Annotated in this window: 9 protein-coding genes; all 9 read left to right on the top strand. The window is 46.1% G+C overall.

Annotation, left to right across the window (positions count from 1 at the left end; all coding sequences use genetic code 11):
* Positions 1–19 precede the first annotated feature (19 nt).
* The 9 genes from pheS to D1155_RS00750 all read left to right on the top strand — a co-directional run bounded on the left by pheS (position 20) and on the right by D1155_RS00750 (position 12172).
* Positions 20–1042, top strand: a complete 1023-nt coding sequence (gene pheS / locus D1155_RS00790) for a phenylalanine--tRNA ligase subunit alpha (RefSeq protein ID WP_160200508.1) — start codon at positions 20–22, stop codon at positions 1040–1042.
* A 13-nt stretch (positions 1043–1055) separates the two neighbouring features.
* Positions 1056–3503: a phenylalanine--tRNA ligase subunit beta gene (gene pheT / locus D1155_RS00785; RefSeq protein WP_160200507.1), complete on the top strand. Its 2448-nt coding sequence runs from the start codon at positions 1056–1058 to the stop codon at positions 3501–3503.
* Positions 3504–3698: 195 nt separating this feature from the next.
* Positions 3699–4163: a cell division protein ZapA gene (locus D1155_RS00780; RefSeq protein ID WP_160200506.1), complete on the top strand. Its 465-nt coding sequence runs from the start codon at positions 3699–3701 to the stop codon at positions 4161–4163.
* Positions 4164–4173: 10 nt separating this feature from the next.
* Positions 4174–6555 (top strand): endonuclease MutS2, encoded by a 2382-nt coding sequence (locus tag D1155_RS00775; RefSeq protein WP_160200505.1) that lies wholly within the window; start codon positions 4174–4176, stop codon positions 6553–6555.
* A 5-nt stretch (positions 6556–6560) separates the two neighbouring features.
* A complete protein-coding gene (locus D1155_RS00770; protein WP_160200504.1) occupies positions 6561–7007 on the top strand; it encodes a DUF523 domain-containing protein in 447 nt (148 codons plus the stop codon).
* Positions 6994–8718: an arginine--tRNA ligase gene (gene argS, locus D1155_RS00765; protein WP_160200503.1), complete on the top strand. Its 1725-nt coding sequence runs from the start codon at positions 6994–6996 to the stop codon at positions 8716–8718. The genes D1155_RS00770 and argS overlap by 14 nt, the downstream gene beginning before the upstream one ends.
* A gap of 33 nt (positions 8719–8751) precedes the next feature.
* A complete protein-coding gene (locus D1155_RS00760) occupies positions 8752–9624 on the top strand; it encodes a radical SAM protein (RefSeq protein ID WP_160200502.1) in 873 nt (290 codons plus the stop codon).
* A complete protein-coding gene (locus D1155_RS00755; RefSeq protein ID WP_160200501.1) occupies positions 9624–11150 on the top strand; it encodes a B12-binding domain-containing radical SAM protein in 1527 nt (508 codons plus the stop codon). The genes D1155_RS00760 and D1155_RS00755 overlap by 1 nt, the downstream gene beginning before the upstream one ends.
* On the top strand, positions 11138–12172 hold the full coding sequence (locus D1155_RS00750; RefSeq protein WP_207709504.1) for a tetratricopeptide repeat protein: 1035 nt from the start codon (positions 11138–11140) through the stop codon (positions 12170–12172). Before D1155_RS00755 ends, D1155_RS00750 begins: the two co-directional genes overlap by 13 nt.
* Positions 12173–12401: the final 229 nt, after the last annotated feature.

Below are 12401 nucleotides of genomic sequence, written 5' to 3'. Positions count from 1 at the left end.
TGAAAAGAGGTTTAAGAACATGCAAGAGAAACTGAAGCAAATGCTGGAAGAAGCAAAATCGCAGCTTGAAGCTGCCACTTCTTTAGCAGATACGGAAGACGTAAGAGTAAAGATTCTCGGTAAAAAGGGAGAACTGACAGCAATCCTGAAATCCATGGGCAAGCTTCCGCCAGAAGAAAAGAAAGCGCTGGGTATGGCTGCCAACAAAGCAAAGGCGGAGTTTGAACAGCTCCTTTCCGAGAAGGCTGCCGAAGTAAAAGAAAAGGCAAGAGAAGCTAGGTTCAAGGCAGAAAAAATTGACGTAACCGAGCCGGGCAAAGAAGTCGTATTCGGTGTAAAACATCCGATTACGCAAGTAATCGACGAAGTAGTAGAAATCTTTAAGGGCATGGGCTACTCCGTTTACGAAGGACCGGATGTAGATACGGTGTATAACACATTTGATGCGCTTAACTCTCCGGAAAACCATCCGGCAAGAGATATGACCGATACATTCTATGTAAGCGAAGATACGGTATTAAGACCTCATACCTCTTCGGCAGAAATCAGAGCAGAGCACGATTTGGCGCTGCCATATAAAGTTTTGATTCCGGGCAGATGTTACAGAGTAGATACCCCGGATGCTACGCATTCTCCAACGTTCCATCAGATTGAAATGATGGTTATCGGTGAGGGTATTAATATGGGCGACCTAAAGGGATCTCTTGACCATATGGCGAAACAGCTCTTTGGTCCGGAGACAAGAACCAAGTTCCGTCCGAGTCACTTCCCGTTCACCGAGCCGAGCGCAGAAATGGACGTTTCCTGTTTCAAATGCGGCGGCAAGGGCTGCCCTGTTTGCAAAGGCAGCGGCTGGATTGAAATTTTGGGCTGCGGCATGACGCACCCGCACGTACACCAGGCAGGCGGCATCGATACAGAAAAGTATACCGGCTTTGCAGTAGGTATGGGTGTAGAGAGAATCGCTATGCTGAAGTACGGAATCGATGACATTCGTTACCTCTATGAAAACGACATGAGATTCATCGAGCAGTTCAAATAGGAGGTTATATACAATGTTAGTATCATTAAATTGGTTAAAAGATTATACAGATGTCAATGTGCCAATTGAGGAATTTTGCAACCGCATGATTATGTCCGGCTCTGATATGGAAACTTGTGATGAGCTTGGAACTGGTATTGAAGGTGTTGTGGTTGGCAGAATCGATAAAATCGAACAGCACCCTGACGCAGATAAACTGGTCGTTTGTCAGATTAACGTGGGAGAAGATGAGCCGCTGCAGATTGTAACGGGAGCGACCAACATTTACGAGGGTGGTTACTGCCCGATTGCAAAGCATAACAGCCATATTCCGGGACCGCTTCACGGTCAGCCAAAGGTAGAAGGCGGTGTAAAGATTACCAAGGGCAAGCTGAGAGGCATTGTTTCCAATGGTATGATGTGCGGACCACAGGAACTGGGGATCGAAGATAAGATTGCACCGTATATTTCCAAAGATGGTATTTGGATGCTGCCAGGCAACTGGGACGAACATCTGGGTGAAGACTTTGTGGAAGCTTTGGAACTTCACGATTATGCCATCGACTTTTGCATTACGCCAAACCGTCCGGACTGCCTGTGCATGCTGGGCATGGCAAAGGAAGCGGCTGCAGTATTTGAAGAGAGAATGACTTATCCGGAAAACGAATGCGAAAAGACTGATGAAAATGCGTCCGACTACATTTCCGTAGAAGTCAGAAATGAGAACTGTCTGCGTTACACTGCAAGAGTCATTAAAGATGTAAAAATCGAACAGTCTCCGTGGTGGCTGCAGCAAAGACTGATGGCAGCTGGCATGAGACCGATTAACAATATGGTAGATATCACCAACTTTGTCATGATGGAATACGGTCAGCCACTTCACGCATTTGATATTAGAAGCGTTGCGGGCAGAAAAATCATCGTTGACGTGGCAAAGGACGGCGACAAATTTACCACCCTGGACGGACAGGAAAGAGATATTTATTCCGATACGCTGATGATTAACGATGCTGAAAAACCAATCGGTATCGCAGGTATCATGGGTGGTCTCAACTCTGAAATCGTAGATGATACCAACACAGTACTGGTAGAGTCCGCATGCTTCCACAAGAATTCCATTCATCGCTCTATGAAGAAGCTAGAAATGAGAACGGAGGCCTCTGCAAGATACGAAAGAGGACTGGATCCGAACCTTGCTGAAGCAGCAGCTGACAGAGTTTGCAAGCTGGTAGAAATGCTGGGCTGTGGTAAAGTCTTAAACGGCAGCGTGGATGTGTATCACAATCCGCAAAAGCCTGTAACTATCAGCTGTAGAGTCAGCAAGGTGAACAAGGTGCTTGGTACTGATATTCCTAGAGAAGAGATGGAAGGATATCTGAGAAGACTTGACATGCAGGTAGAAGGTGAAGGCGATATCATGCTGGTAACGCCGCCGACTGTTCGTCAGGATATGAAGGAAGAAATTGACTGTGTCGAAGAAATTGCAAGATTGTATGGATTTGATAATTTACCGCTGACACTGCCGAAGGCTGATACCGTTGGAACCGTTTCCAAGAGCTGGGGACTGCGTGATATGACTAGAAACCTGCTCTGCGGCATGGGTCTTAATGAGATTCAGACCTATTCTTTCTCCAACAACAAAATTTTAGATAACATCGGAATTGAAGAAGATTCCTGGGAAAGAAATCTGGTTGAAATCATCAATCCGATGGGAGAAGAAACTGCTGCCATGAGAACCCTTCTGACACCAGGTATGTTAGAAGTTCTGGGCAGAAACTATGCAAGAAATATCGAAAGAGTAGGAGCCTATGAGCTTGCTTTGACCTTTATGAACAATCTGATGGATCCAAAGGCTCTTCCGATTGAATCTTATAACTTGTCTCTCGGTCTTTACGGCAAAGATGAAGATTTCTTTACACTGAAAGGAATCATCAGTACCATGCTGGAGAGACTGGGAATTAAAGAACTGGATTTTGTAGCTGAATCTGACTACAAGGTATATCACCCGGGCAGATGCGCTCGTATTATCACCAAAGACGCAAATGGTCAGGAGGTTGAACTGGGCATCATGGGTGAAGTACATCCGGACGTAAGCGAAAGATACGGAATTGGAACACGTGCATATATCAGTGAACTGTTCTTTGACGTGATTGTAGAACTTTCAAATAGAGAAATTCTGTACCATCAGCCGCCGAAGTATCCGTCAACTTCAAGAGATATCGCAATGATTGTTGACGAGGATTTACAGGTGCGTGACATTGAAAAAGTAATCAGGGAGTCTGGTACAGAGATTCTCAGAGATGTGAAACTCTTTGACGTTTACAGAGGCCAGCAGGTGGATGAAGGTAAGAAGAGCGTTGCGTTCAGCTTGACCTACAGACACGACGAAAAGACCCTGACCGACGAAGAAACCGACGGCGTACACAGCAAAGTTTTAGAAGCCCTGAAAGACGCATTCAAGGCTGTAATAAGGGAGTCCTAACCCGGCGAGTCGAGCCGGAAGAATGACGGCGAAGAGGAGTCGTAGGTAGGACCCCCGTCAGGAGTGCAGCACCAGGAAATGGTGCGTGGCACTCTACGGCGAGAGTCCGAGGTCCGGCGGGAGGGCCGGAAGAATGACGGCGAAGAGAGTTCTAACTGATTTTAGCAATACACAAGATACAGAAAAGGTGAACATATGGATAGCAAAGTAACTGTAAAAATTTACGGACAGGAATACACAATCGCAGGAGATAAATCCGAAGAAGAAATTACGAGAATTGCCGAGTATGTCGATAACAAAATGCGTCTCATCAGCAGAGCTTGCGGAGACGCAATGCAGGGCAATATCAGTATCCTTTCTGCCATAAATATTGCAGAGGAGTACTTTGAGGCACTGCGTGAGGTGGAACTGCTTCGCACTGCCAAACAGCAGATGGAAAACGACTCCAAGTATTATCTGAAGATGTGGGAGGACGCAAAGAAAAACTTTGCCCAATATAAAGATAATATGGCGGAGATGAAAAACCAGAAGCAGGAAAGCGACGAACGCTTCAAAGAACTGCAATCCAAATGCACGGAGTTCGAGAATTCCTTTTTCGATTTACAGATGGAGAACATTCAGCTCAAGAGTGAACTTGAAAAACTGAAAAATAATCGATAGAGGATATATTATGAACAAAAAAGCACTGGAAGTGTTAGAATATCACAAAATTATTGAGCTTCTGAAATGCGAGGCAGGTTCAGAGATGACCCGGGAAATCATCTCTGAACTTTCTCCCTATACCGATGAACGGGTAATTTCAGAAGAGCTAAGGTCAACCACGGAAGCGGTTGACCTTATTGTGCATAAAGGAGCGCTGCCTACAGGCGGTATCTATGATATCGTCTCAAGCGTTGAATTTTCAAGAAAAGGCGGCACATTGACCATGAAACAGCTTTTGCAGATTCTTTTCAATCTGCGCATTGCTGAGCGGGTCATTTCCTTTACTAAGGGGAGCGATTTGCCTCCTATGCCGCTAATTTCCTCCATGACGGAGCTGCTTGTGGCAATGCCCAGACTTTCTGAGAGAATTGACCGCTGCATTCTGTCTGAAGATGAGATGAGCGACAATGCGTCACCTGCGCTTAAGGATATCAGGCGCAGCATTGCAAGGCAAAATGACGCAATTAAAAACAAGTTAAACCATATTTTGAATACAGCAGATAACAGAACCTATTTGCAGGATGCGCTGGTTACCATGCGCGACGGCAGATATGTGATTCCGGTTAAGCAGGAGCATCGAAGCAGATTTCCGGGGATTATCCACGATCAGTCCAAGGCAGGGGCAACCCTCTTTATTGAGCCGCAGGTCATCGTCAACCTGAACAACGAGCTCAGAGAACTGGAACTTGCCGAGGAAGGTGAAATCGCAAAGATTCTCAAAGAACTGTCTGAAGCAGTGGCAGAACACTACCACGATATTAAAAATAATCAAAAGCTGCTCTTGCAGCTGGACTTTATTATGGCAAAGGGAAAACTTTCTCGTAAGATGGAGGGGGAGGAACCCCTCATTGATTCGAAAGGCGTGCTTGATATCAGAAGGGGCAGACATCCGCTCATCGACAGCAAGAAGGTAGTTCCAATCAACGTATCGGTGGGAGATGGATACAGGACCTTGGTGGTGACAGGTCCCAATACCGGTGGCAAAACAGTCACCTTAAAGACTATCGGACTTCTTTCCATGATGGCGCAAAGCGGTCTGCACATTCCGGCAAGCAGTCAGAGCAGAATCCCAATTTTTACAGAAATTTTTGCGGATATCGGCGACGAGCAGAGCATCGAGCAGAGCCTGTCCACCTTTTCTTCTCACATGAAGAACATCGTAAAAATTGTGGGTAAGGCAGACCGGCATTCCTTGGTGTTGGTAGACGAACTGGGCGCGGGTACGGATCCGACAGAGGGCGCAGCCCTTGCTATTGCGATTTTGGAAACCCTGTACAGGCAGGGAGCGGTAACGGTTGCCACGACCCATTACAACGAAATTAAAAAATATGCCCTTTCTACAGAGGGAGTAGAGAACGCTTCTATGGAATTTGATGTGGAAACCTTAAGTCCGACTTACAGGCTATCCATCGGCATTCCCGGTAAGTCCAACGCTTTTGAAATTTCAAAGAAGCTGGGGCTTTCGGACAGTCTCATAGAAAGAGCCTCTAAGCTGATTGAGCGAGGCGATATCGAGTTTGAAGACGTCATCGGCGCCATTGAAGCAGATAAGAAAAAAGCTGAAGCTGAGCGTGACGAAGCTATTGCCATTCGCATTACAATGCAAAAACAGCAGGAAGAGGCGAAAGCAAAGCTTGATGAAATCAATAGAAAAAAAGACAAAATTATTGCAGACGCAAGGCAAGAGGCAAGGGAGATGCTCAAAGATGCCAGAGAAACGGCAAGCGAGGTACAGAAAGAGCTGAAAGAGCTTGCTAAGCTTGAGAGTATGGGTGAGCGCAATAAGCGCTACGATAAGAGCAGGAAGCGTTTGCGGGAAAAAGAAGATAAATATGCAGAGCGAATTGTTGCCAAGGTCAACAGCAACCCGGTCAGTGCTGCAGAAATCAAAGTAGGCGACAGGGTCAAAGTGGTGTCTCTCGATCAGAACGGCGAGGTTTTATCCCTGCCAGATGAAAAGGGAGATTTACAGGTAAAAATCGGTATCATGAAAGCAAACCTGAATGTGGATGATTTAATGCTGATCAATGATGGCACCAAGAAGAAAAAGAAACCGAAAGCCACTGGCTACGGCAGTCTTTATAAGAAGAAAGCCCAGAATATTTCCATCACTATCAATGTACAAGGAAAGTATCTGGACGATGCCATTGTGGAGGTGGACAAATACCTGGACGACGCTTATGTAGCAGGACTTTCCGAGGTGACCGTTATTCACGGCAGAGGCGAAGGTGTTTTACAAAAAGGTCTGCGAGACATGATGAAACGACACAAACATGTGGTCAGCTTCCGCAAAGGAAACTATAATGAAGGCGGCGAGGGCGTGACCATTGTCAGGTTAAAAACGGAGTAAAGAATATGTATGTAATCAGCGGATGTCTTCTTGGACACAATTGCAAATATAACGGTGGCAATAACCGAAATGAAGCGGTCATTGAGTTTTGTAAAGGACGCAGTTTCTGTGTTGTCTGCCCGGAAGCTTTAAGCGGGCTTCCCGTGCCGAGACCGCCTGCAGAGTATATAGGCGGCCATATTGTAGACAAAGAAGGCAGTGATGTTACGAAGGCTTTTGAGAAAGGGGCGCAAATCTCCCTTGAGAAGGCCATAAAAGAAGCCGAAAAGCTCGGCGAACCAATAGATGGAGCAATCCTGAAGGCCAACAGTCCTTCCTGCGGCAGCGGGCAGATTTATGACGGCACCTTTACAGGAACATTAACAGCAGGCTATGGCTGCTTTGCAGGAAAGCTTCGGGACAGAGGAATCAAAGTCATTTCAGAAAAGGAGATTATGGATGGTAAATTTTAAAGAAGAAATTGCAAAGATCATTGCGAAACACGTAGATGGTCTGGAACTTGCAGAAATTATGGATATGGTCGAGGTGCCGCAGGATACCAAAATGGGTGACTATGCGTTTCCTTGTTTTAAACTGGCCAAGGTGCTCAGAAAGGCGCCGCCGCTCATTGCAAAAGGAATCGCTGAGGGAATCAGTGCAGAGCCTCTCTTTGAAAAGGTTGAGCAGGTTAACGCCTATGTGAACATGTTCATTTCCAAAGAAGAATTTGTGAAAGATGTGTTGGATGAAGTTTTGACAACTGGCGAAGATTTTGGAAAATCCAACGTGGGCGAAGGCAAGAAAGTCATCGTGGAGTACTCTTCCCCGAACATTGCAAAGCCGTTCCATATCGGTCACATCAGAAGTACCGTAATCGGTAACTCCATCTACAAAATTTATGATGCCCTCGGCTACGATGTAGTCAGAATCAACCACCTGGGCGACTATGGCACCCAGTTCGGCAAGATGATCTGTGCTTATAGACATTGGGGCAACAAAGAAGATGTCATCAAAGAGCCGATTAAGACTCTGCTCAGCTACTACACTAAGTTCCACGTAGAAGTAGAGGAACACCCGGAACTGGACGATGAAGCCAGAGAAATCTTTACAAAGCTGGAACACGGTGAAAAGGAAGAAACCGAGCTATGGCAGTGGTTCAGAGACGAATCACTGAAGGAATTCAGCCGCGTATACGACATGCTGGGCATTACCTTCGACTCCTACGCCGGCGAAAGTTTTTACTCCGATAAGATGCCGCGTTTTGTAAAGGAATTAGAAGAAAAAGGTCTTTTGGAAGAATCTCAGGGCGCTCACATTGTAAATCTGGAAGAAGAAGGTCTGGGAGTTGCGCTGATTACAAAGTCGGATGGTTCCACCCTTTACATTACCCGAGATATTGCGGCTGCCGTTTATAGAAAAGAAACCTACGATTTTTATAAAAACATTTATGTTGTTGCGTCTCAGCAGAATCTCCACTTCCAGCAGTGGTTCACCATTTTAGGCAAGATGGGCTATGCATGTGCTAAGGACTGCGTTCATGTTCCGTTTGGTCTTGTCAGCCTGGAAGAAGGCACGATGTCCACAAGACATGGTAGAGTGGTATTCCTGGAGGACGTGCTGAACAAAGCTGTAGAAAAGACCAGAGAAATCATCGCAGAGAAGAACCCGAATGCTTCCGAAGGGGATATTGACGAAATTGCAAAGACTGTCGGTATCGGCGCTGTTATTTTCCAGGAACTGTCTAACAACAGAATCAAGGACTATGTTTTCAAGTGGGATAAAGTCCTTAACTTCGACGGTGAAACCGGTCCTTACGTACAGTACACTCACGCAAGATGTGCTTCTGTACTGCGCAAAGCCGGTGATGAGATTACCGCAAAGGCAGCAGCCCTTGAAAACATCGACTGCAAATATCTGTGCAGTGAAAGCGCATATGAACTGGCTAAACTGTTATACAAATTCCCAGAAGTTGTGGCTGACGCAGGTGAAAAATATGAACCGTCTATCGTAACCAGACATATTGTAGATATTGCGCAGAGTTTCAACCGCTTCTATCACGATGAGCATATTCTCACTGACAACGAAGCAGAAAAGACTGCCAAGGTAGCGTTGGTACTGGCCGCGAAAAATGCAATTAGAAACGGCCTTGCGCTTCTTGGCATGAAAGCGCCTGAACGTATGTAATTTTGAAAAGACGGAAAGGAAAAGATAGAAACTATGAGATATGAAGGGGATATTTACAGACCGCCAAGTGAAGCCTACAGTTTGCTGATTCAGGTGACGATAGGCTGTTCTCACAACAAATGTACCTTCTGCAGCATGTTCAAGGACAAAATGTTTCGCGTGCGGGAGGTTTCAGAAGTCATGGAGGATCTGGAAACGGCGAGAAAGACCTATCGCAAGGTGGAAAGAATTTTTCTCTGCGACGGGGATGCCCTTTGTCTGTCAAACGATAAGCTGTTAGTTATTTTGGACAGAATCAGAGAGCTGTTTCCGGAGTGCAAAAGAGTCAGCGTATACGGATCTGCCAAAGACGTACTGCGCAAGACGCCTGCTGAACTTAAAACCCTTCGTGACCACGGCATGGGCATGATTTATCTGGGTGCGGAGTCGGGTAGCCAGAAGGTGCTGGATATGATCTGCAAAGGCGTCAGCCGCGAGGAAATGATTGAGGCTGTCTGCAAAATTGAGGATGCGGGAATCCCAGCATCGGTAACCTTTATTTCCGGTCTTGCAGGAAAAGAGGCCTGGGAAGAGCACGCGGTCGAGACAGGCAAGATGATCAGCGAGATGAACGCTTCCTACGTGAGTCTTCTGACACTGATGTTAGATAATCGTGCGCCTATTGTGGGGCAGATTAATAGAGGTGAGCTTACTCTGCTTTCTGCGGAGGAAGTGGTGGCGGAGGCTTATCTTCTCTTAAAGCACGCAAATCCGACAAAACCTTGCGTATTTAGAAGCAATCACGCCTCCAACTATGTGTCCCTTAGAGGTAATTTGCCGGCTGATAAACCGAGATTGATGGAGCAGCTGGAGCGAGCCATGGCAGATACCGGACTTCTCAAAGACGAAAGATTCAGGATGCTGTAATGAAAATTTTACTGACGACGCTGAATTCGAAATATGTCCATTCCAATCTGGCGCTGAAATATCTCTACAGCGTGGCGGTTGGCTCCGGGCTTGACATCGAGCTTAAGGAGTTTACCATCAACAATGAGATGGGCTACATCTACGGTGAAATTTTGCGAGGCGGCTATGATTTAGTGTGTTTTTCTACTTACATTTGGAATGTGGAGAAAATCTGCCAGCTGGGCAGGCAGCTGAAGCAGGCAAATCCGTCAATTCGAATTATGCTGGGTGGACCTGAGGCTAGCTATGAGGCGGCATCCTTTATGGAAGAGAACCCTTGGTCAGACTATATTCTTCGTGGCGAGGGAGAACTGGGATTTTTCCAGTTCTGCAAAGAACTGGTTCTTAGCGGCAGCGTGCTTTCTGGACTCAATCCGGAAAAGGTCTACGGGCTTACCTATCGCAAGGACAAAGAGGTGCGAGAGACTGCAGATGGTCCTGTGCTCGCTATGGAGAAACTCCCCTTTCCTTATGAGATTTTGGAGATGGAGACGGACAAAGTGGTCTACTACGAATCGGCAAGAGGATGTCCATATCGGTGCAGCTACTGCCTGTCGTCCTTAGAAAAGACTATCAGAGCCCTGCCTCTTGAGAGAACTTTTAAGGAACTGGATTTTTTCCTTGCTGAGAAGGTCAAGCAGGTTAAGTTTATCGACAGAACCTTTAATTATGATAGAAATCGGGCGAGGGAAATCTGGAAATACCTCATCGAGCAGGATAACGGAGTGACCAACTTTCACTTTGAAATCTGTGCGGAACTTTTGGACGAGGAAACTTTTTCGCTGCTTGGGATGGCGAGAGACGGTCTGTTTCAGTTTGAAATCGGCATTCAGACGACCAATGAGAAAACTCTTACTGCCATCCAGCGAAGCAGCAACATACCGAAACTGCTTTCCAATGTAGAGCAACTAATCGCTCTTGGAAACAGCCATATCCATGTGGATTTAATCGCAGGACTTCCCTTTGAGGGATATACTTCCTTTGGACATTCATTCAATGCGGTCTATGCCTTGGGAGCGGACAACTTGCAGCTGGGATTTTTGAAGCTTTTGAAAGGCACAAAGGCACGCAGTCAGGCGGAAAGCTATGGCTATGTGTACCGTAGTGAAGCGCCTTACGAGGTGATTGCAAATGATTTTATATCTGCTGGCGAACTGGTGAGGCTGAAGATGATTGAGCACGTACTGGACCTGTATGCAAACAAGGGCGGATTTTCACAGAGTTTGCACTACCTTTGCAAAGCTTCTTCTGCGACTGCTTTTCGGTTTTATGAGAAATTGTCGGCATTCTTCTATGAGGAAGGCTACCAGCACAGATCGCACAAAAAAGAAGATTTGTACCGTATTTTGTTTCGCTTTGCTTTGCATCTGGAAGAAGATTTTCCGGGCATTTCCGAAAAGACAAAAACGCTGCTTTCTGCCGATTTAGAGCAGACCATGAATTTTGACGCAGTAAAGAAATTTCATAAAAAAGGATGGGAATTTTAATGGATTTTGAACATAAAGAACCGCAAATTTTGCAGGACCGTATCGGTGAATATCTGCTGCCCCATGCAGACCAGTTTATCTTTGATGAACTGTCGGACAGCTACCTTGAAAAAGCAGGCATTGCAGATATTCTGACCGGTGTTCCGGTGCCAATTCGCAAAACTGCCATGACAGGACTTTCGACCTTGGTAATTGCTAAGAATATGGCATTTATTATCGGCTGTGACATCAACTTCAAATATAGAGATCATTATGTGGCATATATTACCAGAACCTTTACCAAAGAGTTTGTAAAGCCTTTGATTAACGAAGGTGTGGAATCTGCTGCTAAAAATGATTTTGACTATGCCTGTATCTGCTTTCGTAGCGCTCTCTTAATTGATCCTGAGTCCGCTGACGCGCTGTACTGCTACGGCAGAGCCTGCAAGGACTCCTATGAAATCGGAGAAGGGGAAGAGTATGTCGGACGCTATAAGGCAGAGTCCCTGGAAGCCTTTGAAAAACTGACCCTGATGAAACCGGACTTCGACATGGGATTTTACTTCTTGGGTTATGGTTATCTGAATATGGGACTTTACGTAAAAGCGAAGCTGACCTTTGATACCTTTATGGAACTTTCGGATAACAAGGAGCAGAAAGAAGAAGTCAGCGGCTGGCTGGAAAAACTGGCTGAGCCTGTAAAAATCGAAGAGGGCTATAATCATGTGCTGGCAGGCCGCTTTGCAGAAGGAATCACCATTCTGGCTGGCTACAAGGAGGACGAACGTTTCAATACCTGGTGGCCTCTGTGGTACTATCTGGGCGTTGCCTACGAAGCAGAAGAACAACTGGAAGATGCCGAAAGCTGTTATCTTCGAGTTCTGCAGCTTTCACCAAGCAATGTAGAAGCGATGGAAAGCCTGGCCGCCTACTATACGGCCTCCGGAGAGATAGAAAAAGCGGAAAAATATACTAAGAAAATTGCAGTAGTTAAACATAACGCGCAGCTGGATAAAGCAGAGAAAAGCAGCAGCCTGTCCTAAGGATAGGCTGCCGGCTTGTGCGCCAGTCGGCGGCTGGTTGCCTGGTTTAATGAGTTGCGGTCAGCGGCTGGCAGCTGTTTGCGGGCATTGAGTCTGTCAAGCAGTCGCCCACATCCCCTCCTGCGTTGACAAAATTGACAAGAAAGCTGAAATTTGTCAATTTAGTCAAAAAATATCCGAATTTCAGTTGTCTTTTGCTGAATTTTTAAGGAAAGATTGACAAAAGTAG

The sequence above is a fragment of the Anaerotruncus sp. 80 genome (assembly GCF_009936115.1).
GTDB classification, from domain to species: Bacteria; Bacillota; Clostridia; order Peptostreptococcales; family Anaerovoracaceae; genus Senimuribacter; species Senimuribacter intestinalis.
The sequence above is the reverse complement of the archived record's forward strand: the minus strand, read 5'-3'. Positions and strand labels throughout refer to the sequence as shown.

Coding starts and splice junctions, on each gene's coding strand:
- argS (WP_160200503.1), top strand. CDS start 6,994: ATGGTAAATTTTAAAGAAGAAATTGCAAAGATCATTGCGAAACACGTA.
- pheT (WP_160200507.1), top strand. CDS start 1,056: ATGTTAGTATCATTAAATTGGTTAAAAGATTATACAGATGTCAATGTG.
- D1155_RS00775 (WP_160200505.1), top strand. CDS start 4,174: ATGAACAAAAAAGCACTGGAAGTGTTAGAATATCACAAAATTATTGAG.
- D1155_RS00750 (WP_207709504.1), top strand. CDS start 11,138: ATGGGAATTTTAATGGATTTTGAACATAAAGAACCGCAAATTTTGCAG.
- D1155_RS00755 (WP_160200501.1), top strand. CDS start 9,624: ATGAAAATTTTACTGACGACGCTGAATTCGAAATATGTCCATTCCAAT.
- D1155_RS00780 (WP_160200506.1), top strand. CDS start 3,699: ATGGATAGCAAAGTAACTGTAAAAATTTACGGACAGGAATACACAATC.
- pheS (WP_160200508.1), top strand. CDS start 20: ATGCAAGAGAAACTGAAGCAAATGCTGGAAGAAGCAAAATCGCAGCTT.
- D1155_RS00770 (WP_160200504.1), top strand. CDS start 6,561: ATGTATGTAATCAGCGGATGTCTTCTTGGACACAATTGCAAATATAAC.
- D1155_RS00760 (WP_160200502.1), top strand. CDS start 8,752: ATGAGATATGAAGGGGATATTTACAGACCGCCAAGTGAAGCCTACAGT.